A 22,452-nucleotide genomic window follows, 5' to 3' on the forward strand; every position below is an offset into this window, starting at 1 on the left:
AGAGCATGAGCAGCGAAAACGGAGCCATCGCCCCACTGGTCCGCATTTTCTGCGTGGCCTTGCTGATCGCCGCCGCCGTGGTGGCGATCCCGATACGTCCGCCGGCCGCCCACGCGGTCGCGCCTCTCGGCGACATCTGCCAGCTGGACTTCTCCGTCACCACCGGCGAGGACGGCATCGGTGACAGCTCCGACATCTCGATCATGTTCGGCGGTCAGCGCGTGATCTTCCGCGAGGGCGGCGACAGGGTCCACCGGGGCGGGACAGGGGACCGCCCGCACACCACCTTCCGGTGGGAGACCCGGCTCGACCCGTGCGTCGGCAGCGAGGCACTCCTGGACGGCTTCACGATCGAGCATTCCAGCTCGGGTGACGACTGGGACCTGGCCAGGCTCGTGGTCACCGATCCCACCCGGGAGGAACCCGGCGTCCAACTTCCGGTCCCCCAGCCGAACTCGCCGTTCCAGTACCTGTTCATGAGCGGAACCCCGCTGCACCGTTTCGAGACCCTCGACATCCAGGGCGTGCAGCGCTGGACCGGTCATCAGGATCGCGATCTCGACACCGACGGCGACGGACTGACGGATCTGGACGAGCTGCGCGGCTTCACCACCGGTTCCCCGCCCCTGTCCGGCTTCGACTCCTGGCTCCGGCAGAACGACGCCGACCCGTGCCGCCTGACCATCGCGGTGGAGGTCGACTGGCTCGTCGACGACACCACCGGCGCGAGTGACGAGCCGACCGACAAGACACTCCTGAAGGCCCGCAGGATGTTCGAGCGGGCGCCGCTGCCGATGCGGCCGATCAGATGCCCCTACTACCGGGAGAACCGGCCGGGAGTGCAGTTGCTCACGCACAAGTCCAACGCCGTCCGGACCGACCGCGAACAGGCGCTGGGGGCCAAATGGTCGGACAACCGGACCTGGTTCGACTACTACCGCGACGGAATCCTCCCGGGCTCCGGCAACTTCACCCCGGGCCGCCAAGGGCGCTTCTTCTACAGCTTGTGGGGCCATTCGTGGATGAACGATATGGACGGCGTCGGCGGCTTCTGCTGCGGGGACCCGAACGACAACAGCTTCGTCATCACCATGGGGAGCTGGACCGGCGCGACCGAGCACATGGCCGCCGCGGCCTTCGTCCATGAGCTCGGGCACGCCCTCGACCTGCAGCACAACGGCGACAGCGGGCCGAACTACAAGCCCAACTACCTGTCGGTGATGAACTACCGATACAGCGGCTTCGGCCTGCCCAGATACCAGGACTGGGCGGAGGCGCTCACGCACATGCCGCTCGGGACCGACCTCAACCCCAGCGGCTCCGACATGCGAAAGGCGCTGGAGGACTCAAGCGACCTCGACTACTCCCGCGAGCGCCTGCCACTCCTGGTGCGGGACGCCACAACCGGCACCTGGCATCTCAACGAGGCGACCGGCATCGGCACCTCGACCGGCGCCGCGGTCTTCTGGTACGGCCCCGACGGCACGCTCCTCGCCGGCGACTCACGCCAGGGACTCGACTGGGACGGTGACGGACAGGCGAACCCGCAGAGCACAGACGTGCACACGAACGTCTTCGGTGGCCGGGAGGTCTGCGTCACCGACGGCGGGGACGGAGGGCTCTCTTGGGAGACCAAGGTCTCCATGGCCGACCAGCTGATCGGGACCACCGTCGTCGCCGGCAAGGACGGTCGCTGCGACACCGGACCGATCCATCCGTCCGACAACGGCCTCGTTCCCGACTCGTGGGACGCGCTGGCGAATCCCATCCCGTCCCGCGGCGTCGACTACCCCGCGAGGTTCGGATACACCACGGGCGTGACGGGCTTCGACGACTGGCAGGCGGTCCGGTTCAGGATCGGGGTCAATCCCGCCGCCGGACGGCCGCTGCGATCCGCCGACGGTACGGGCATCAGCGAGTCGGAATACCATCGCAACGTCACCGAGGTGATCCGGGCCTTCGTCTCCAGCCGGTTCCCGCAGGGACTGCCCGCCGAGGGCACGGTCATCGACGCCACCGCGTTGTCGGCCCCGAGGTTCAACGTCAGCGGGGTGTCCGGCGCGCTGGACACCCGCCTGCGCCAAGCGCTGCGGCTGTCCCCCGGACGGCACACGCTGTGGCATGTAGGCTCGGCGCCCCTCACCTTCACCGTCGACACCGCCGGCGTGGTCGACTACGCCCCCGACGTGCCCGGGGTCTCCGGCCGCGGCACCCACACCCTCACCGTGACCGGGCTGCCGGTCGGCCTGGACGCGACCGCCCTGGCCTATCCGTACCTCGGGCTCAGCGGGCTCGGCTGGTGGAGCACCAGCCAACACCAGGCCCTCAACCTGCTGCCTGGCACGTACTCGCTGGTCGTCGGCGGGGTCGGAGGTTGGCCGGTCAAGGTCACCGCGGCCGGCCGGTTCGAATACGGGCCGCAGTACGCCACGATGTTGTCCGGCCAGGGCACCACGGCGCTGACCGTGCGAGGCCACCCCATCACGGTCGACGCCACCGCCGTGTCCTATCCACACTTCGGGCTCGCCGGGCACGGCTGGTGGAGCACCCGCCAGCGCCAGGCCCTCAACCTGTTGCCCGGCACGCATACCTACCTCGGAGGAGCGTTCAGCCAGCCGTTCCAGGTGACCCCGGAGGGGCTGGTCAACCATGAGGACCCGCCGGACGGCCGGCTGTCCGGACGGGGGACGACGACACTCGTGGCCGAATAGGACTCGATCGGTTTCAACACAGGCGGCCCGGAAGCTCATCACAGATAGCGGCAAGGGCGGTGAGGAAGAGCGGCTGAGAAGGCTTATCGACGGCTTCTTCGCCGCCCCGGCCTCAATGCCCATCTGACGAGGCGGCGACGCTGACGTCTCGCCGCATCCGCGAGATCATCCTCTACTGCCAACTTCGATGACGCGTCCGGCGGGTGGTCACGGAGCGCCATCTGACAGTGTGCAGGTCACAGCGTCGGCCACTGTCATCTTCGCCGGCGCCAGACAGCTGTTGTCTGGAAGCGGTCTACCTCATAGCCCGCAACGGAGCTCGGCCACCAGGGGCCACAGCTCGGGCGCTTCGACGCCGTCCGGCGCGGGGTGAGCAAGAGCGGTAAGAGCGACGACGTACGTCTCAACCTGTGACGGCAGAACGATCCGGCCGTGGCGCAGGCCTTCGAGACCCCCACAAACAATGGCAGAACAGGCCAGACTCCTGACGATGTCCCTGTCCACGCCCGCAAGAGCGGGCTACGCTATCAACCACCTCCGCGTCGGTATCAACGGGCCAAGTTGCGCGTGGAGATCCTGGGCGTGCTTACGCAATTCTCCGCATATCGCACCCGCCGCAGCGTGTTTACCGTCGTCCTCATGGACGCCCCCGACATTTTGTCGCCCGAGTTCGCCGCCGACCCCTATCCGCATTACGCGGTGCTGCGTGACCACTTTCCCCTCCTGTGGCACGAGGCGACCCAGACGTATCTGGTTTCCCGATACGAAGACGTCGCCAAGGCACTCAAGGAAGCGGGCAACCGCAACTACGAATGGCAGCTCGAACCCGTGCACGGCCGCACCATCATCCAGATGGACGGCCGCGAGCACGCGACCAAACGGGCCCTGGTGACGCCGTCGTTCCGGGGCCGCGAACTCGCGACGAAGTTCGTCCCGGTCATCGAGAGGACCGCCGCCGGGCTGATCGAACCGCTGTCGGGCGTCGACGACCTCGTCTCCCGGTTCTCCACCCGCTATCCGGTCGGCGTGATCGTCGGCATGCTCGGCCTGCCGCCGCAGGACGAGCACCTGTTCCAGCGGTGGTACACCTCGGTCGTCGCCTTCATCTCCAACCTGGCCCAGGATCCGGCGGTCATCGAGGCCGGCGCGCGGACGCGGGAGGAACTGGCGGCGTACATGATCCCGATCGTCGAGGCCCGCCGGGCCGACCCCGGCGACGACCTGCTCTCCACGTTGTGCACCGCCGAGATCGACGGTGTGCGGATGACCAGCGAGGAGATCAAGGCGTTCGTCAGCATGCTGCTCGCCGCCGGCGGCGAGACCACCGACAAGGCCATCACCTGCCTGGTCCGCAACCTGCTCACCCACCCCGACCAGCTCGCCGCCGTGCGGAGCGACCCCGAACTGCTCGACCGCGCGTTCGCCGAGACCCTGCGGCACGACTCGGTGGTCCAGATGGTGATGCGCCAGCCCGAGACCGACCTCGAACTCTCCGGCGGCACCGTCCCGGCCGGTGGCACCGTGACCTGCCTGATCGCTTCGGCCAACCGCGACCCGTCCCGCTTCACCGACCCCGACGCCTTCGACCTGTTCCGCCCCGACCTCGACATGACCCGCGCCTACACCGCCGGCGCCAACCACACCGCCTTCGCCCTCGGCCGGCACTTCTGCGTGGGCGCCCAGCTCGCCCGGGCCGAGGTACGGATCGGGGTGACCATGCTGCTCGACCGCTTCCCCGGCCTGCGGCTGATGGAGGAGCCGCACGACGCCGGCGTGTTCACCCGAGCCCCGGAGAAGCTGCTCCTGGCGTTCGAATGAGCCCGAGCCGCTGGGCGCGGACGACGGCGGTGAGCCGGTCGGACGCGCCCAGCCTCCGGTAGAGCCGCTCCTGGTGCTTGTCGACGGTCCTGACGGAGATGCCCAGCCGATGCGCGATGGCGGTCGCGCCCAGCCCCTCGGCCATGAGGTTCAGCACGACCGTCTGACGCGGCGTGAGCCCCGCCTCCTGAGCCGCCTCCGGCAGCGCCCGCGCGTGCCGGTCGGCGGCGACCAGGAAGGGCTGCACCCGCGCGGCCACCGCGAGTTCCCGATCGGAGAAGCCGTCCCGCTCCCGCTGGATCGACAGGCCGCGGAACGGCCTGGCCTGGAGCGGAATGGCGATCACGCTGGTCGTCCCGAAGACCTCACGCATCCGGGCCGCCACCGGATGCCTCCGCCACTGTCGCGGCGGCACCAGATCACTGATCCGCAGCGGCTCGGGCGACTCGGTGACGGCGTAGTGGACCGACAGCGGATGCCGCTTGACGATCACCGGATCGAGCCCGCTGCCCTGGCGCAGGTCGGCGGGGTCGATGTCGAGCAGCACCGACCGGCCCGAGGTGTAGTCGATGGCGGCCCGGGTGAAGACATCGGCACCGAAAAGCGACCCGACGAACTCCCGCGCGATGAACGGCCAGACCGCCGAAGGGTCGCCGATCTCGAAGGCACCGGCGGCAAGGGCGAGGATGCGCTCGTAATCCCGGGCGGACACCATGCCGTCAGTGAAACATGGAGGTGCCTTTTTCTCATACCGCGATAAATCACCATGGGAATCGGCGCTCATTATCGTCCGCATCCATGAGGGCCTTAATACAGATGATTTCCGCACACCCCTATAGGGGAGCTCGGCGAAGCGCTCCACGTCGTCGGTTCGCCCGGAGATGAGGATCACGTCGCCGTAGGACACTTCGGTGTCGGTGGTCGCGTAGGTGAAGTCTGCCCGACGGCGAGGCGGTGGCCGCCAACCTCGCCGCACCTGACCTGCTGCTGGTGCCGTCTGCGGTAGGCCGGGTCGAACGTCGATCGACGGCGCCCGCAGCCCGGGGAAGTTGTGGCGGCGGTCCCAGATTGTGCACGGAAGTCTGCGCCGGTCGACCACCGGCTGCTTCGATATCCGTCTATTTGATAGGAGGCCTGATGCGAGGCCCTTGGTAGTGGCGAGGGCGTGAGTCTGACCTGCGGAGACAGTGCTGTGCTGGTCGGCGACGGCTGGCGGGCCGTCGAGGTCGAGCAGGGCCTGCACCACGCGCAGGAGCGTTCGGAGATCAGCGCCCTGTTCTGCCAGCCTGTTCGGATGACGACGATTCTCTGATATTCCGCTCGGCGGAGGATGGCTGGCGAGGTGGTCCTGAAGCTCGGAGTGCGCGAGAGACCTAGCCCACGTAGCTGCTCGTCGTTGGCCTGCTTTCACTTGGTCAGCGGACCCCGCGTACGCGCAGCACGCTGAGTCCTCCCAGCAGGGTGAAGGCCGCACCGGTGGGAAACAGCACGGGCGTACGAGCCGGTCCCCACGACGAGCGCTCCGGACACGGCGGGGGCGAGGATCTGCGGGGCGATGGAGGCGATGTCGAGCACGCCGATGTCCTGGGCGTAGGAGCTGGATCGGGGCAGGACCTGGGTGATGAGCGCGGTGTCGACGGACTCGAAACAGCCGAAGGCCAGCGCGATGACGACGGTCATCACCAGATAGCCCGTCAGGGTCGGCCATGCCAGCGGGATCAGCAGGCCACCGGCCATGGCCGTCGCGGCGGCGCAGATGAAGATCTTGCGGCGGCCGGTGCGGTCGGAGGCGATGCCTGCTGGGACGGTGGAGACGCAGATGCACAACGCCGCCACGCCGGCGACGACGGGCAGCAGGTCGATGGCGCGGTCGGCCAGGCCGATGTAGTCGTCCAGGAGGTAGAGGCCGTAGCCCCCTGGATCATGAAGAAGCCGGTGTAGACGAGCATCCGGCTGCCCAGGACCCACCAGAAGCCGGGGTGTCGCCTGGGGGAGATGAGCCACGCCGCACCGATGCCGCGGGAAGGGCAGGGCGCCGAGGTGTTGGCGGGGTCGGGATCGATGAGCAGGCGCGTACAGGCCAGGGCGATGGGGAAACAGCCGACGATCAGGTAGGCGAGGCGGAGGTCGGGGGAGATCAGGGAGGCCAGTACGGTTCCGCTGACCGATCCGATCATGATGCCGAGACCGAGGGCGGCGCTGAATCGTCCGCGCCGCTCGGGTGGTACCCGGTCGGGCAGCACGGCCGCCAGCGGTCCTTGTGCTGCGCTGAGGATGAATTCCGACGTCACGTAGAGGATTGCAAGGGTGGTCAGTGACTGAGTCCAGCCCATCGCCCACAGGACCGGGGCGGCCAATACGCTTCCGCCCAGGATGTAGGGGGTGCGTCCGCCGGCCCGGGTGCGGGTCCGGTCGGACAACCATCCGGCCGCGGGCTGGGCGATCAGGGCGGCGACGGCTCCGGCCAGGGTGAGCAGGCTGAGGATGCCGACCTTGTCCTCGCCCGCGAGGTTGTCGATCTGGAGGGCGAGCAGGACGCCGGGAACCGCGCCGTAGACGACGGAAATGCCGAACTGGGTGCCGCCGATCGAGAGCATGAGGCGGCGGTACAGGCGCCGTTCGCCGACGGTCTGCGGGTCCGGCAGGGCAGAAGAGTCAGCGGTGGGGCCGGGTGTGGGCATGGGGTGCTCCGGATGTGTCGGCGGTGGCCGTGGATCAGCGCGGCCAGTCGATCCAGGTGGCCAGGCCCCCGCCCATGACCAGTTCGAGGTCGTGCCCCTTGAGCCAGGGCAGTTCGTCGGTGAACATGCGCACGCACTGTCCCCAGGTGCAGCGCAGGCGGGTGATGTCGGTGCCCCAGAACATCCGGTGCGCGCCGTAGGCGTCGAACACCCGTCTCAGCAGATCGTGGGTGCTGGCGAACGGGTAGTCGTCGGTGGCGAAGCCCGGCACGGCGGTGGCCTTGACAGCGATGTTGGGCCGGTCGGCGAGGGCGATCAGGGCGTCGATGCGCGCGGCGGCGTCCTGCAGGGTGTCGAAGGGGCTGATGGCCAGGTGGTCCATCAGTAGTCGCATGCGCGGGTAGCGTGCGGCGATGCCGCCGATCAGGGGCAGGTGCTCGGGCAGCACCATGAGACCGATGGGGATATCGCGCCGGTGGGCGGCGTCCCACAACCAGTCGAGCGCCCCGGAGATGAGGCGGTCGCCGATGCCGGGATCCATCAGCACGAAACGCAGGCCCAGCATCCCCGGTCTGGCGAGCCAGGCGTCGAGGACGGCTTCGTCCGCGGTCTCGTCGAGGGGGAACCAGCCCAGGGTGGCGAACCGGTCGGGGTGGCGCACGGCCGCTTCCACGGCGTAGTCGTTGGCGGCGCCGTCCCAGATGGCGGGGCAGTTCACGGCACGGTCGACGCCGGCCTCGTCCATGTCGCGCAGGGCGGTTTCGATGGTGTAGGGCGCCCGCCAGTGGTGGGGTGGCGCCCAGTGGCCGGCCCACAGGTGGATCTGCGCGTCGATGATCTGCATGCGGCGCTTCCTTTCAGTGCGGCCGGGTCAGTGCAGGCGGGTGGTCAGCCAGTCGGCGATCAGGACGTCGCGGTCGTGCCGGTGGTTGTAGACGCAGTGCTGGCCGTCGGAGAAGACCACCATCTGCTTGTCGCCGGTGGGCGCCTGGTCCAGGAGGAGCTGCGCCAGATCCATCGACACCATCGGGTCGTGGCCGCCCTGCACGATCAGCAGGGGGTAGCCGGCGTTGGGGCCGTCGGCCGCCGGGGTGACGCTCGCCCAGGCCTTCATCGCCAGATCGGCGTCGTCGGTGCCGCAGAAGGCGACCATCTTGGAGTAGAAGGTGCCGACGCTGGGCGGCACCATCCAGGGAGCGATGATGCCGCCGTTGTCGCAGCAGGCCCTGATCCGGGGATCGTCCACGGCCAGCGCCATGGCGAAGCTGCCGCCCATGCTGTTGCCGACCACGCCGATCGGGCGGCCCGGCGCGCGCTCGTCGAGGAAGCCGACGGCGCGGCCGTAGGCGTGCCGCCACGACGGCGACAAGTAGTGCCGGTGCCGGAACCGCGTCTCGCCCTGCCCTGGGCCGTCGAGCATCAGCGCGTCGACGCCCCGCCCGGCGAGCTCGAGGCCGATGCTGTCGAAGTCCATGGCCCAGCCTTCGACGCCGCCGATCACGATGGCCGCGGGCGCGGCGGGCTGTCCGGAGGGGATGAGCCAGCCGGCCAGTTTCCCCGTGTCGGTGTCGATGCAGACGGGCTCGCGGTCGGCGGCCAGTTCGGCGGCGCGTGCGTACAGGGCGGCGGCCTGCCCGAAGATGTCCCGGCGTTCGTCGGTGTCGGTCAGCATCATCATCTGGCCCATGCGCAGCAGGGCCGAGGCCCGCCGCAGGTAGGCCACGCGGGTCAGGACGCCGGCGATCGCCGGAGCCTCCTCGACCCGGCGCAGGCACTCACGGGCGAGCGCGGTGGCGGCCGACCGCCAGTCCTGCCCGTCCAGGACGCGTGCGCGCATCTCGACGGCGTCGGCGTGGTCGATGCCGTACCCGATCATCCGCTCCAGCGAGAACTGGCGCAGCCCGGCCCGCGACTCGACCGACAGACTCTCCGTGAGGTCGTCGGTCTCGGCGCGATGGCCGACAAACTGGCGGGTCACAATCATCTCGGCTCCTATGGACAGCAAACGGTCAGGACGGGAAACGGCGGCGGCCCGGTCAGCGGGCCCAGTCCGCGCGCCCCGTCAGCATCGTGTGCGCGCTGTCGCTCAGGACGGCGCTCCAGTCGCGGTGGGCGATGGAGGCGATGTAGCCGTCGGGGCGGACCAGGATCTGCGCCGACCCCTGGAGGTCATAGCCGCGGGTGAGCCCGGCGGTGGGTGAGGGGATCGCCACGGTGACCAGCGGCGCGCCGGCGTCGGGCCAGCCGATCTCCTTGAGGCCGTCGACGGCGGCGGCGCCGACGGCGATCAGGGTGAAGTGGGGTCCCCGGAACACGTCGAAGAGCCGTCCGGCCCGGCCGTGAACATCGGTATAGGGGGCGTCGGCAGCGCGGTCGCCGACGGCGCTGCCGCTCTTCGCGGAGTCGCCGCCCTGGACAGGGGCCAGCGGCCCGCCGCGATAAGTGAGCGTGAGTTGCCGCTCCTCATCGCCGCGCCTGGTGGCGGCCAGCGGCCGGCTGCTCATGCCCGCGTAGATCTCACTGGACAGGCCGAGCACCCGGGCGGCGACCGGCTGCCGTTCGGCCTCGTAGGTGTCGAGCAGCGCCTCGGGTGCTCCGGCCAGCACCTGGCCCAGCTTCCAGCCGAGGTTGTAGGCGTCCTGGACTCCGGTGTTGAGGCCCTGCGCGCCCGTCGGCGGGTGGACGTGGGCGGCGTCGCCCGCCAGGAAGACTTTGCCCGACCGGTAGCGCTCGGCCAGCCGGGTGTTGGGCCGCCACACCGACGCCCAGTGAACCTCCCGCACCCGCACCCCGGCCGCGAACCGCCGCACGCGCCGGGCCACCGCCTCCCGGCCCAGGTCGGCGTCCTCGCCGGGACGGAGTTTGAGCATGAGCTGGAAGGTGTCTCCGCCGGGCAGCGGGCACAGGGCCATGAACCGGCCCTTCCCGCGTGGCCAGACGTGCCAGCGCTTGCGGGACAGCCCGCTGACCGTCACGTCGGCGACGATCATCCGGTCGGACTCGTCCGTCGTCCCGGCGAAGCCGATTCCCGCGCCGGCGCGCACGGTGCTCGCGCCGCCGTCGGCGCCGACCAGGAACCGGGAGCGGACGCGTTCGGTGCCGCGTGGTCCTTCCACCGTGGCGGTGACACCATCGGCGTCCTGCTCGAAGGAGACCAGCCGGGTGCCGTCCTCCACGGTGCCGCCGAGTTCCCCGAGGCGCTGCCGGAGGATCGCGTCGGTCGCGTACTGCGGCACCAGCAGGGTGTTGGGATGTGGCACGTCGTCCGTCGGCCGGTGGCGCCGGTACATCACCCACGGCAGGGTCAGCGGTCCGGCGTGCAGGCCGAGCGGCGGGTAGGCCGTGGCGCGGGCCCGCAGGCCGGGCAGGACGCCCAGGTCGTCGAAGACCTCCAGGCTTCTGGGCTGCACTCCCTTGGCGCGGGAACCCTCGAAGCCGTGCTCGGCCGCGTTGACGACGCGGTGGCGGACCCCGCGCCGCCGCAGGTCGCAGGCCAAGGTCAGGCCGGTCGGCCCGGCGCCCACCACCAGGACCTGCACGCGGTCGTTCATCTTCGCCACCCCATTTTCGGATACACTGTAGCTATAACATGGTCGACACTCCCGCCGGCGACGTCCAATACCACTTGTGACTAGCCCCTATAGGTGCGGCCTATGGAGGGAGGCGGCCATGCGGCTTCGCCAGATCGAATACTTCGTGGCCATCTGCCGGCACGGCTCCTTCAGCGCGGCGGCCGCCGCGCTCCTGGTCGCCCAGCCGTCGCTCTCCCAGCAGATCAAGGCGCTCGAACGAGAAGTGGGCGCCGAACTCCTCGAACGCGGACGGCAGGGCGTCGCCCTCACCACCGCCGGGCGGGTGTTCCTGCCCAAGGCCCAGGAGGTCCTCAGAGCGGTCGAAGCGGCCCGCAAGTCGGTGGACGACCTGATCAACGGCGAACAGGGAGAACTGCACCTGCTGACCGTCCGGTCGGTGGCATCCGGAGTGCTGCCCCCGGCTGTGGCGCGCTGGCACGACCGGCATCCCGCGACGGTCCTGCACCTGCACGACTACTCCCACCGCAAGGACCTGGAGGCGGCGATGCGCGCGGGCGACGGCGATCTGGCGATCGGTCCCCGGCCCGCCGACTGGGACGGTGAGGTGACGTCGCTCGGTTTCGAGGGCATGGTGGTGGCCGGGCGCGGCCCGTACTCCACCGAGCGGGTGACGGCGGCCGAACTGGCCGCCGCGAAGTGGGTGCACTACGAACCTGAGCAGGGCATGGCGGAGGTCCTCGACTGGACCGCCCGCTCGTTGTCCTTCACCCCGCGCGTGGTCGCCCGGGTGGGGCAGGTGGCCGCAGCGCTGCGGCTGGCCGTCGAGGGCGTGGGACTCGTGGTCATCCCCGCCAACGCCGTACCGCACGGGTGGAGCCATCACGTACGGGTGGTCGACCCGCCGCTGTTCCGGGAGCTGACCGCCTACAGCCGGGGCCGTATGGTCCACCTGACCCGCCGCTTCGCCGAGCTGCTGACCTCGGTGCGGCTGCCGTTGGTCGACGCCGCCGAGTTGCCGCCGGATGCGCTGATCCGCTGACGGATCACCCCTGACGGATCACCCCTGACGGCGATGCGCCGACAGGGGGTCCAGGCCGAAGTCCCCGACGGGATCGCGCCACACCGAGTGGGCGTGGTTGGCCTCCCGTTGCGTGTTGTCGTACTCGGCCAGCAGTCTCGGCCCGGTGAGGCGGTAGTAGTGCGGGCGGCCGCGGTCCAGGTCGCCGGCCCAGCCGAAGTGCACGGCGTCCAGGTGCTCATCGGCGGCGTAGTGGCGCCGCAGCGCCGCGGCGACCGGCGCGGGGGAGCGGTCGGTGTAGGACGCGATGAGGGTCTGGAGCACGTTGCGTTGGTCGGCCGTCAGGTCGCAGGCGGCTACGCCGGGCCCGCCGAGACCGAGCGCCATCTGCTCGTGATCGGCCTCGGTGTAACCCGAGCCGCTTTCCGCGCGTTCGTCGATGCGGTCGACCAGGGCCGAGAGCCGGGGCGTGGGCAGCGGGCCCCGGAAGAGGTCCTGCATGTGCATCATCCGGTCGCCGGGGGCGACCCGCGCGCGGTTGCCGGAGACGATGTCGGAGATCGCGCGCGGGTGCAGCAGGGCCTGGGCCCGTTCGCGTGGCCTCAGCGACGTCATCAGCGTTCTGGCCAGGTCCTCGGTGGCCGCCAGCGGCCGCGACTCGCCGCCGCCGAGCAGCGGTGCGGCCGCGGGGTCGGCTCCCAGGAACGACGGGGTGGACGCGGCGATGCGGCCGCCTCGCAGCAGCAGGTTGACCGACAGGTGATGGCCGCCGAAGCGCCAGCCCCAGACCGGGTCGCCTGGACGTCCGAAGACGCGCAGCCAGTACAGGCCCGGATCGCGTCCACGGTCGCGGCCCCAGTCGGCGCTCCATCCTTCGAGTTCGTCCAGGACGTTCTCCAGGCCCAGGATGGTGCACGCGGTGACATACGCCGGGCGGGTCAGGCCGCCGGCCAGCAGCCGCATGGCCAGGCTCTGCTGTCGTGGTGACAGCTCACGCAGCGCCACCCCGCCGTGGTCGGTCGGGGTGTAGAACCAGCGCAGCCGTTCCGCCTCGACTTCACGGTCACCGAAGGGCGTCCAGCACGCGCGTGCTCGCAATGATGGTCGCAGGGAGTCGATCAGTTCGCCCGCCACGGCGGCCATGCGGCCGACCAGCGCCCGCTCGCCGTCCGTCTCGGCGTGGGTCTCGTGGTCCATTGCTTCTCATCTCACCCGGGAACATGATCGGAGATGTCCAGCATGACCTTGAGGGCGTCGCCACGCCGCTCCGCGTAGGTGTCGAAGGCCTCCGCCACGGCCTCCAGCGGGAAGTGGTGTGTCACCAGGTCCTCGGTGGCCAGACGGCCCCGGCCCGCCAGGGACACCGCGCGGGCGAGTGAACCGGCGCCCTCACCGCGGACGGTGTGGATGGTGATGCCGTTCATGACGGCATGGTTCAGGTCGGCGGTGACGGGCTCGTCGAAGAAGCCGACCAGGACCACCCGGCCGCCGCGCCTGACCATGCGCAAGGCGTCATCGACTGCCGGGGCGGCTCCGGAGCACTCCAGGACGATGTCGGCTCCGTGTCCGCCTGAAAGGGTTCTGACCTGCGCGACGGCGTCGGGGTCGTGGACGTTGACGACGAGGTCGGAGCCGAACGCCCGGCCGAGCGCGAGCCGGGACTCACGCGTCCCGGCCAGCGCCACGAATTCGGCCCCCAGTTCCCTGGCGACCTGCACGGCCAGCAGCCCGATCGGCCCGGGTCCCAGCACGGCGACCCGTGCCCCAGCGAGCACGTCGGCCAGGACGCCGAAGGCGTGCATCACGGTGCCCGCCGTCGTCAGTACGACGCCCGCGTCGAAACTCAGCCCTTCAGGCAGGCGGCACAACGTCGAGACGTGGTTGAGAGCGTATTCGGCGAACCCGCCGTTGACCGTCATGCCTTGGGCGCGATGGCCGCGCTCGCGCCTGCCGTAGTTGAGACAGTCGGTGTAGCCGCCGCGCAGGCAGGTCACGCATCGCATGCAGCCGCGGTGGGCCTCGGTCACGACGCGGTCGCCGATCTGGAATTCCTCCACCGTCTCCCCGACCGCTGCCACGACGCCCGCGTACTCGTGGCCCGGCACGAAGCCGCCGGGAGGCGGCCCGCCGTCGGCGAAGAAGTCCCTGCTGCGGATCTTCACATCGGTGCCGCAGAGCGAGGCGCGACGTACCCGCACCAGCACGTCCTCCGGCCCGGGCCGGGGCACCGGCAGTTCGCGTACGCGGATCTGACCCGGCTCGCCGAGAACGGCGGCTTTCATCGTGTCCGGGAGCAGGGTCATCGCGACGACTCCTCACTGTCGTAACCGGCCGGCACCCTCCGGCGGCCCGGCACCGTTGGCGCCGCCGGCACCACAGTGTGGGGTTCGGCCGCTCAGCGCGTCCAAGACGATTCCCGGCTCGCCCCCATAGCCGTTTCCTATGGTCGGCGCCGGATTTTCGTCTTTGCCACCTCGCCCGGGAAACGGCTTCAGTGGGGACCGGCCGAACAAGGGAGCACAGGTGGATCTGGGTATCGCCGGACGGGTCGCGCTCGTCCACGGAGCAGGAGGCGGCCTCGGCAGCGCCGTCGCACGGACACTGGCATCCGAAGGCGTCGCCGTCGCCGTCGCAGACCTGCGGGGCACGTCTGCCGACGACACGACTCGCGAGATCCGCCGGGCCGGCGGCCGCGCCCTGGCCCTGGAATGGGATCTCGGCGACCTGGGAGCGGTCGAACCGGGCATCGCGCGCATCGAGGCGGAACTCGGCCCGGTCGACATCCTGGTCAACAACACCGGCGGGCCGCCGCTCACGCCCGTCCTGGGCATCGACGCCCAGAGGTGGGCCGATCACTTCCGCTCGATGGTGCTGTCGGTGATCACCATCACCGACCGGGTAGTCCCCGGCATGTGCGAACGCGGATGGGGACGGGTGGTGACCAGCGCCAGTTCCGGCGTCGTCGCGCCGATCGCCGGCCTGGGCCTGTCCAATTCCCTGCGCGCGAGCCTGGCAGGCTGGTCCAAGACCCTGGCCCGGGAAGTGGCAGCGGCAGGCGTCACCTGCAACGTCGTCGTCCCCGGACGGATCGGCACGGCGCGCGTCCACGAACTCGACCAGCACAAGGCCGAGCGCGAGGGCCGCCCCGTCGCCGAGGTGACCCGCAACAGCGTCGGCTCCATTCCGGTCGGCCGGTACGGGCACCCCGACGAATACGCCGCCGTCGTCGCCTTTCTCGCCAGTCGTCCGGCCTCCTACGTCACCGGGTCCCTGGTCCGCGTCGACGGCGGGCTCATCACCGCCATCTGATCCGGGAGCAGCCATGGCACTGATCAGCCGAACCACCCGTGGTGTGTACGCGATCGCCCCCACCCCGTTCCTTCCCGACGGGGCCGTCGACCTGGAGTCCCTGCGCCGCCTCGTCGACTTCTACGTCGACGCCGGCGTCGACGGCCTGACCCTGCTGGGGCAGATGGGGGAGGCGCCCAAGCTCACCCACGCCGAGGCCGTGGAGATCGTGGCCACCGTCCTCGCCAGAACGGATCTGCCCGTGGTCGTCGGCGTCTCGGCCCCGGGTTTCAGCTCCATGAAGGCGCTGACCGACGAGGTGATGGCGCTGGGCGCGGCGGGCGTGATGATCGGCCCGCCCCACACCCTGCGCACCGACGACCAGATCGTCGGCTACTACAGCGCGGCCGGGCAGGCGCTCGGTGCCGACGTGCCGATCGTCGTGCAGGACTACCCGCTCACCTTCTCCGTCGTCATGTCGGTGCCCGTGCTGGCGCGCATCGCCCGGGAGACGCCCTCGGTCGTGATGCTCAAGCACGAGGACTGGCCCGGCCTGGAGAAGATCAGCGCGCTCCGCGCGGCGCAGGCCGCGGAGGAGGCGCCCCGGCTGTCGATCCTGTGCGGCAACGGCGGCCTGTTCCTCGACCTGGAGATGCGCCGCGGCGCCGACGGCGCGATGACCGGCTACTGCTTCCCCGAACTGCTCGTCGACGTAGTGGCCCTGGCCGCCGAAGGGCGCGCCGGCGAGGCGCACGACCTGTTCGACGCCCACCTCCCGCTCATCCGCTACGAGCAGCAACCCGGCACCGGCCTGGCCGTCCGCAAACACATCCTGATGCGCCGAGGACTTCTTCGCTCCGACACCCAGCGATCACCGCAGCGCTCGCTCAGCCCGGACGAACGCGCCGAGATCGACTTGCTGCTGAACCGGCTGAGCCACCATGACGAGCGGGCGAGGCTGCCCTGAGCCCCGGTCACCCCCTTGTCAACCGACCTGGATCAGCGGCGGCGATCAGCGGCTTCGATCAGCGGCCTGGCAGGAGCCGCTCGAGTCCGCCGATGACCAAGTCGAGACCGAACTGGAATTCCGCATCAAGCGGGATGGTGGTGAGCGCTTCGGCCGCCTGAAGGGTCGCCGGGTACATCGCGGGGTCCAGACGCCGGTAGAACTCCAGCAGATGCCGGCCGTCTTCAGGCCCTGGCGACGTCGGACCGAGCTGCTGGACGGCAAAACCGACCGCATAGTGGCCGACGGCGGTGAAGGCGCGAGCGGCCAGGCCGACGGGGAGACCTCGCGCGAGAAGGAGACTCAGCACGCGTTCACGGTGAACCAGCGCGTTGGGGCCGACCGGCACCTGAGCGATCAGCAGCGGCAGCACCTGAGGATGGCGGCGCAGCGTCTCATACAAGGCCGTGGCCATGGCGGTCAGCGCCTCCTGCCAGCCCGGGGCATCCTCCAGGCCGGTGATCTCCACCTCGCCGAGAACCCGGTCGACGACCTGGACCATCAGCTCGTCCTTGCCGGCGAAGTGCCGGTAGAGGGTCGCGGTTCCCGACCCCAGGGCGGTCGCGAGCATCCGCAGTGAGAACGCCTCGGCACCCACCTCGTCCACAAGCCTCAGCGCGACCGCGACGATGTGGTTCACATCGGCAGGTGGGCGCCCCCGCCGGGGGACCGCCTGGGCTCCGCGAGCGGGGCTGTCCGATGGCCCGGACGTGGCAGGGTTCATAGCGCCTCCTTTCAGAGTCACCGTATCCATAAAGGGAGGGCTCTCCTGCTCGGGCTGCCGATCACTGCCTGCAGGCAGGAAGTCATCGCTTCCAGACCGGCCACGTGGGCGTCTGATCTCCATTGATCTCCACTGATCTCCATCGTCCCGGCGGTCGGTGTCCGGCCGAGGGGGCCATGACTTCGATCACGCGATGCCGATTCGGCCGCAGATCCGCAGCTCAGCAGGGTCGGTTCGTTTTTTTGACCTTGCCTGCTAGGTTGGGCTCACATCCGTCTGTGCGATCAGGTGCGGCAGGAGCTCAAGATGACCACGTTGCCCGATTTCGCGGATCTGGCCCGCCGGGAGCAGGGCCTTGGCGTGGTCTCGACGTTGCGCGCCGACCTGAGCATTCATTCTTCGGTGGTGAACCTCGCGGCCATGAGCGCGACCCCGCCCCCGCGCCTAGGTATGTCAGCGGGATGAGGGTGAGAACGGCAGGGCTGGCGGGTTTCTGATCACGATTGGTATTCCCGTGCTGCCGTTAGACGCGTCGGGCGGCAGCATGAGCGGGGTGAGCAAGGACGTCCAGGAACCGGCTCGGGCATGGCCGGGCGGTCAGAGCGTAAGCGGGTCAACGGTGGGCGGTCACCTCAACCAGGTGCACGCCCACGATGTGACCATCTACCAGAACCAGCAGATGACGTCGCGACCGCCACTTCCGGACGCGGCCACAGTAGACGGCCCATCTGCGGGAACGGGGCCGGTTGGTCTGCCGCGGCTGCCGGCTGTGGTGTTCGACGGGCGTCAGAACGCGCTGAAGCGGGTTCACGTCGCGCTGACCGGCCCGAAACCGGACATGGTGGCGGGTGCGGTGATCACGCAGGCGGCCGTACACGGGCTGGGCGGGATCGGCAAAAGCGAACTGGCGTTGCAGTACGCCAACGCCCACCACTCCGCCTACAGGCTGGTGTGCTGGATCGACGCCGATGCGCCGGCGCAGATCCAGACGGGTCTGGCCGCTTTGGCGCGGGCGTTGTGTGCGGGCGTCCATTCGGTCGCGGCCGCCCAGGCCACCACTGAGGAGGCGGCCGCCTGGGCGATGAGCTGGCTAGCCTCCCGGACCGGGTGGCTACTCATCTTCGACAACGTCGAACGCCCCGACGACCTCCACCCCTATCTGGGCCGGCTGAGCGGCGGGAGCGTGCTGATTACCACCCGCCGCGACATCGGCTGGCGCACCCTGGGCTGCGTCCCCATCGACCTCGGCGTCCTGGACGCCCGAGCGGCCACCGCCGTGCTGGCCGACCTGATCGGACTCACTTCGCCCTCACCATCGGAACTGGCTGATCTAGCCGCCCTGGCGGAGGATCTGGGGTTCTTACCGCTGGCGTTGAGGCAGGCGGGGGCCTTCATCGCCCACATCCCCGACGTGACCGTGCCCGCCTATCGGCACATGCTGCACACCTCCCCTGCTCGTGCCCACGCCGCAGCACCCGCCGGCCACCCGGAGCAGGCCGTAATAGCGAGAGTGTGGACACTGACCCGCCAACGCATCGCCAGCCTGGACTCGCTCGCACCCCGCCTGCTGTCGCTATTGGCCTGCTACGCCCCCGACCAGCTCCCCATCGCCGTGCTAAGTCATCTCCCCGGCACCGACAAGATGCAGATCGGGCAGGCGCTGGACCTACTGGCCTCTTACAGCATGATCACCATCAGCCCCGACCGCAGCGCGGTCAGCGTGCATCGTCTGGTCCAAGCCGTCACCCTGAACGACCTGTCCGAAGAAGAACGCCAGGCTGTCCGCGACCAGGCTGCCGCCCTGCTGACCGCCGAGCTGCCTCCTGACCCGAACGTGATCGGCAACTGGCCTGCTTACCGGCGGCTGCTAGCGCACGCCCGCGTCGTATTCTCCCCGCGCGCTGAGGTGATGTACCAGGTGATCGACTACCTGCACGCCAGCGGCGACTACACCACCGCCAAGACTCTGCAACGCCAGCGCTACCAGGCCCAGCTCGACCACCACGGACCCGAACACCCCGACACCCTGTTCGCCCAGGCAGACCTGGCCTATTGCACCGGGCAGGCGGGAGATCCGGTCGAGGCGCGCGAGCAGTTCGCCACGCTGCTGCCCATCCGCGAACGCGTCCTGGGCGCCTTACACCGCGACACGCTGACCACTCGCGCCAACCTCGCCTACTGGTCGGGGGAGGCAGGGGACGCGGACGGGGCCCGCGACCAGTACGCCGAACTGCTGTCCATCTACGAACACATCTTGGGCACCGACCACCACCCCACGCTGGCCGCCCGGCACAACCTTGGCCGCTGGTCGGGGGAAGCGGGGGACGCGAGCGGGGCGCGCGAGCAGTTCGCCGCGCTGCTGCCCATCTGCGAACGCGTCCTAGGTGCCGAAGACCCTGACACGCTCAGCACCCGACACGAACTCGCCCGTTGGACGGGGCAGGCGGGAGATCCGGTCGAGGCGCGCGAGCAGTTCGCCGCGCTGCTGCCCATCCGCAAACGCGTACTGGGTGCCAAGCACCCCGACACGCTGACCGCGAGAAGGCAGCTCGCTTATTGGGCACGACGTTGCAGGGAGACAAGCGCTCCTGGCCCGTCCTGGGAAGAGGATCACGATTCGGTGTGACGACACAAACGCGGCCATTTGCGCCCAGCCCGGATAGCAACCGCTCTGGCCGCGAACCCGGGCAACACCAGAGCCTCACCAGACCAGCGCGTTTTCAGGCCTGTCGGGCAGCGAGTAGCTGGTCGCGGTTGTAGGTCGCGTCTTCCCCCTGGGGCGTGTTCTTGATGAGTGTCCAGAGCCCGTCGGGCAGCGGAGTGTCATGGGTGGGGACACGTGCGGGGGCCAGAGCGGTGATGTCATCGAGGAGAAGGTGGATCAGGTAAGCCAGGGTGGTGGGCCCGGAGCCGCTGTACCCCCAGCTCAGGCCACAGCCTGACTGCTTGGGGGCGAGATGCAGGATGCCGTCATCGGTGCGGATCCACACCTGGTTGTCACTCAGGATGACCTCGGCGAGTGCAGCGGTGGTGTAGAGACGCTGGGGCACGGCGGCGTGCAGTTCGTCGTTGCGGTCGATGAGGGCGGGTAGCCCGGTGGTGGGGTCGGTGAAGTACGCGTGCGCCTCATGCCGTGACAGCCTGCTCATGGCGGCGGTGGGTTCGGCAGGTTGGAGTCTGGCGCGCCAGACGTCGGCCGCGGGCGAGTGCTCGGGCCGCAACACGGCGACGGTGGAGAACGGGAAGTAGCGGCCGCTGTCCCAGTCGGTGGCCAGCAGGACGCAGTCGCGGGCCAGGGCGTCGGCGCGGTCCAGGATCTCCGCCCAGCCGGCCCGCAGGGTGGCTTCGTCCGGATCGTCGAAGGCGGCGGATTCCAGCATGGTGGCGGCCAGCGCGATGGACTGCCGGTCAGCGGACTTGTCCAGCAGCTTCAGGTCGATCCTGGCCGATTGGGCGGCCTGGGCGTCGATTTGGCGCGCCATGTGCAAGACAGCGCGTCCGGCGGGGGTGTCGGGCTGGTCGCGGTGCAGCCGATCCAGCGGAGCGGTGTCCAGTTCCGGATGGCGGGGAGGCACGGCCGGTGGCGGCAGACCGGGCCGCCAGCGGGCCATCTCTTCCGGCTGGACCAGGCAATCGGGCCAGTACGGCGCCGGGGTGCCCAGGACGCGGGCGAGGTCCTCCCACCGGGGCTTGTAGACCCGCTCGGGGACGGCGCCGTCGACGGCGATCAGGTCGGGTCCCCAGTGGTTGAAGTGCCCGGCGTCTTGGCCGACCAGGATGTCGGCGCTGGCCCGGTCCATCAGTTGCTGCAGGAGGCGTTCGGGCTGGAGGCCTGGTAGCCCGCCCTGGGCGTAGACCTGGCCGATGCGGCCCACCTCGCTGTCCCACAGCACGATGGCGTAGCGGTCGACCGTTGTCAGGCCGAGCAGGGGGGCCTGCCGCCCGGAGGTGGGTCGCCACAGCAGCGGCGCTTTTGCCGCCAGATCTTTGCGGGCGGTGGCCGCCCACCGCAGGATGTCGGTTTCGCGCCAGTACTCGCGCCCGTTGTCGTCCCGTCCCGCCGACTCGGGGAAGGTCGGGTCCTTGCGCAGCTGCCACACCCGGGGGCGGGAGATCCCCAGCAGTTCGGCGATCGCGGAGGTTCCGAGGTTCATACCCACACGCTAACTTACGGTCTCCGTAAGCGAGCGCTCAAATGAGGGAATTCCTTACGGAGGCCGTAAATAGCAATGAGAGCGGAATCATGGGCACCGAGACGGTCGGCGGCGCAGCGCGCTTCTTCTGGGAGATGATCATGACGCAGCCCAGTTCCCGTACCCCTCCCACCGTTTGTCGACGATCACCTGTGAACACAGCTCGGCTCTACCGGTGCGGCCCCACTGGTCAGCCGGTTTCGATGTGAAGACACGGGGCCCGCTGGGTGTAGCCGCCGGCCACTCCGGCTCCGACCCCTTCCCAGAAGGGGACGGCCTCGCGGAAGTGGCCACCGAGCGTGTGCCAAGACAGGCCCGCGTAGTCAGAGCGCAACGCGGCCAGGGCCGCGCGGGCCAGGCCCGAGCGCTGGAACTGTGTCTCGGTGTAGGGCTCCTCCACCCAGCCCAGACCGCACATGCGGCAGACCTGGTAATCGACGGCGAAGGCGAAGGTGCCTTTCACGTAGGCGGCGCGGGTACGCCAGGTGAACCGGTTGAAGGACGGGATGTCGATCCAGGGCGCGTCCTCCGGCGATCGGGTTCGCCGGGTGCGGTAGCGGCGATACAGCCGTCGGCCGCTGAGCCGGTAGATCAGCTCATGCCACAGGTCACGATCAGGCGACCACGCCACCTGGCCGGCGCACGCCACGAGTTCGGCGACGGCCGCCCTGTCGGCAGGCGGCTCCCGTCCGGGATCAGACCATCCCGCGGCCACCTGCTGCAGGACATCGCCGGCGATGAGGGCGCTCACCGGCTCGCCGGGCGGACGCTCAGAACCGGATGCAGGTTCAGCGTCGATAGCGGCCAGCTGCTCGATGAGTTCCTGGGCGCTGCTTTCGGCGACAGCGGGGATCGCGCCCAGCGTCATCATCGTGGTCTCGTGCCGGCAGGAAGCGACCACGCGCCGGCGGGCCTGGTCGTCACGATGCCCGCCCGCGCCTTCGACCATGGCGGCCGCCAGGGTGCACAGATCGGCCGCGCGGGACCACTCCCGTGCGCGGTAGGGGCTCTCGGCGGCGCGGCGACCGGCCTCGGCCCGGCATTCGCCGGCCGCGGCCAGCAATCGAGCGTGGTCACCATCGAAGTCCACCAGGACGTTCATGGCATAGCCCTGCTGCCAGGCCACAGAACGCGGGACTAAGTGCGGTTCCTGCGCCGTCCCGACGTTGAGTTCGGCGGGACCGGGATCGTTCTCGTACAGCAGGCAGTTACTGCCATACATCCATGCCTGGAACGCGTCTTGCTCGACCGGGGTGCGCTGTCTGGTCACGGCACAAGCCCTTCAGGCCACACGGCGGGGAGATGACTTCACCGTAGCCGCCGGGCACGACAGTTCCTCTCCAGTACGTGAACCCGCCCTGGAAGCATCACAAATGGCTAGGACGGTTTCGTTTGGCTCCATTTCGAACCGTCATAGCCGCAGTGGACGCTGACGGTGTCGGAACCCGTGCCGCGGCCGGTGGCGTTATCAGGCGCCGGG

At 69.7% G+C, this 22,452-nt stretch carries 19 protein-coding genes; 8 read left to right on the forward strand and 11 right to left on the reverse strand.

Annotated features, from left to right (window positions below; translation table 11 throughout):
• Positions 1-5 precede the first annotated feature (5 nt).
• Together GT755_RS37480 and GT755_RS37485 are read left to right on the forward strand one after the other, a co-directional pair.
• Entirely contained in the window at positions 6-2,711 is a 2,706-nt protein-coding gene (locus GT755_RS37480) for a zinc metalloprotease (protein WP_161484301.1), read from the forward strand.
• Positions 2,712-3,350: 639 nt separating this feature from the next.
• Positions 3,351-4,529 carry a cytochrome P450 gene (locus tag GT755_RS37485; RefSeq protein ID WP_061297992.1) on the forward strand — a complete coding sequence of 393 codons (1,179 nt, stop codon included), beginning with the start codon at positions 3,351-3,353 and terminating at the stop codon, positions 4,527-4,529.
• On the opposite strand, the gene GT755_RS37490 is transcribed toward GT755_RS37485, so the two are convergent.
• Positions 4,489-5,244, reverse strand: coding sequence for a helix-turn-helix transcriptional regulator (locus tag GT755_RS37490; RefSeq protein ID WP_161484302.1), 756 nt, complete (start codon positions 5,242-5,244; stop codon positions 4,489-4,491). The two genes, GT755_RS37485 and GT755_RS37490, sit on opposite strands and share 41 nt — an antisense overlap.
• A 450-nt stretch (positions 5,245-5,694) precedes the next feature.
• Here GT755_RS37490 and GT755_RS37495 point away from each other — a divergent pair, with 450 nt between their 5' ends.
• Positions 5,695-5,841: a hypothetical protein gene (locus GT755_RS37495; protein ID WP_161484303.1), complete on the forward strand. Its 147-nt coding sequence runs from the start codon at positions 5,695-5,697 to the stop codon at positions 5,839-5,841.
• A 95-nt stretch (positions 5,842-5,936) separates the two neighbouring features.
• On the opposite strand, the gene GT755_RS37500 is transcribed toward GT755_RS37495, so the two are convergent.
• The 5 genes from GT755_RS37500 to GT755_RS37520 are packed head-to-tail and all read right to left on the reverse strand — an operon-like array spanning position 5,937 to position 10,761.
• On the reverse strand, positions 5,937-6,365 hold the full coding sequence (locus GT755_RS37500) for an MFS transporter (protein ID WP_161484304.1): 429 nt from the start codon (positions 6,363-6,365) through the stop codon (positions 5,937-5,939).
• The gene (locus tag GT755_RS37505; protein ID WP_161484305.1) at positions 6,248-7,210 is read right to left on the reverse strand and encodes an MFS transporter; all 963 of its coding nucleotides are present in this window, start codon (positions 7,208-7,210) and stop codon (positions 6,248-6,250) included. The genes GT755_RS37500 and GT755_RS37505 overlap by 118 nt, the downstream gene beginning before the upstream one ends.
• Before the next feature lie 34 nt (positions 7,211-7,244).
• Entirely contained in the window at positions 7,245-8,054 is an 810-nt protein-coding gene (locus GT755_RS37510) for an amidohydrolase family protein (protein ID WP_161484306.1), read from the reverse strand.
• 27 nt (positions 8,055-8,081) lie between these two features.
• Positions 8,082-9,188, reverse strand: coding sequence for an alpha/beta hydrolase (locus tag GT755_RS40325; RefSeq protein WP_161484307.1), 1,107 nt, complete (start codon positions 9,186-9,188; stop codon positions 8,082-8,084).
• 58 nt (positions 9,189-9,246) lie between these two features.
• Positions 9,247-10,761: an FAD-dependent monooxygenase gene (locus GT755_RS37520; protein ID WP_161484308.1), complete on the reverse strand. Its 1,515-nt coding sequence runs from the start codon at positions 10,759-10,761 to the stop codon at positions 9,247-9,249.
• A 118-nt stretch (positions 10,762-10,879) separates the two neighbouring features.
• Here GT755_RS37520 and GT755_RS37525 point away from each other — a divergent pair, with 118 nt between their 5' ends.
• Complete coding sequence (locus tag GT755_RS37525) at positions 10,880-11,782, forward strand: LysR family transcriptional regulator (RefSeq protein ID WP_161484309.1); 903 nt, start codon at positions 10,880-10,882, stop codon at positions 11,780-11,782.
• A gap of 18 nt (positions 11,783-11,800) precedes the next feature.
• Here GT755_RS37525 and GT755_RS37530 read toward each other — a convergent pair whose 3' ends face one another.
• Both GT755_RS37530 and GT755_RS37535 read right to left on the reverse strand, forming a co-directional pair.
• A complete protein-coding gene (locus GT755_RS37530; RefSeq protein ID WP_202611011.1) occupies positions 11,801-12,958 on the reverse strand; it encodes a DUF3500 domain-containing protein in 1,158 nt (385 codons plus the stop codon).
• 11 nt (positions 12,959-12,969) lie between these two features.
• The gene (locus GT755_RS37535; protein WP_161484310.1) at positions 12,970-14,064 is read right to left on the reverse strand and encodes a zinc-dependent alcohol dehydrogenase; all 1,095 of its coding nucleotides are present in this window, start codon (positions 14,062-14,064) and stop codon (positions 12,970-12,972) included.
• Positions 14,065-14,284: 220 nt separating this feature from the next.
• Here GT755_RS37535 and GT755_RS37540 point away from each other — a divergent pair, with 220 nt between their 5' ends.
• A complete protein-coding gene (locus GT755_RS37540) occupies positions 14,285-15,070 on the forward strand; it encodes an SDR family oxidoreductase (protein ID WP_161484311.1) in 786 nt (261 codons plus the stop codon).
• A gap of 13 nt (positions 15,071-15,083) precedes the next feature.
• The gene (locus GT755_RS37545) at positions 15,084-16,016 is read left to right on the forward strand and encodes a dihydrodipicolinate synthase family protein (RefSeq protein WP_161484312.1); all 933 of its coding nucleotides are present in this window, start codon (positions 15,084-15,086) and stop codon (positions 16,014-16,016) included.
• Positions 16,017-16,074: 58 nt separating this feature from the next.
• Here the strand turns inward: GT755_RS37545 and GT755_RS37550 are convergent, their stop codons facing one another.
• A complete protein-coding gene (locus GT755_RS37550) occupies positions 16,075-16,695 on the reverse strand; it encodes a TetR/AcrR family transcriptional regulator (RefSeq protein WP_202611013.1) in 621 nt (206 codons plus the stop codon).
• A 390-nt stretch (positions 16,696-17,085) separates the two neighbouring features.
• Between GT755_RS37550 and GT755_RS39000 the strand changes: the two genes are divergently transcribed.
• Complete coding sequence (locus GT755_RS39000; protein WP_202611014.1) at positions 17,086-17,244, forward strand: hypothetical protein; 159 nt, start codon at positions 17,086-17,088, stop codon at positions 17,242-17,244.
• Positions 17,245-17,332: 88 nt separating this feature from the next.
• Positions 17,333-19,405, forward strand: a complete 2,073-nt coding sequence (locus tag GT755_RS41485) for a tetratricopeptide repeat protein (RefSeq protein ID WP_161484314.1) — start codon at positions 17,333-17,335, stop codon at positions 19,403-19,405.
• 94 nt (positions 19,406-19,499) lie between these two features.
• On the opposite strand, the gene GT755_RS37565 is transcribed toward GT755_RS41485, so the two are convergent.
• Together GT755_RS37565 and GT755_RS39005 are read right to left on the reverse strand one after the other, a co-directional pair.
• Positions 19,500-20,933, reverse strand: a complete 1,434-nt coding sequence (locus GT755_RS37565; RefSeq protein ID WP_161484315.1) for a helix-turn-helix transcriptional regulator — start codon at positions 20,931-20,933, stop codon at positions 19,500-19,502.
• 229 nt (positions 20,934-21,162) lie between these two features.
• A complete protein-coding gene (locus GT755_RS39005; RefSeq protein WP_202611015.1) occupies positions 21,163-22,242 on the reverse strand; it encodes a hypothetical protein in 1,080 nt (359 codons plus the stop codon).
• Positions 22,243-22,452 lie beyond the last annotated feature (210 nt).

It is taken from the genome of Herbidospora solisilvae, assembly GCF_009901565.1.
GTDB lineage: Bacteria > Actinomycetota > Actinomycetes > Streptosporangiales > Streptosporangiaceae > Herbidospora > Herbidospora solisilvae.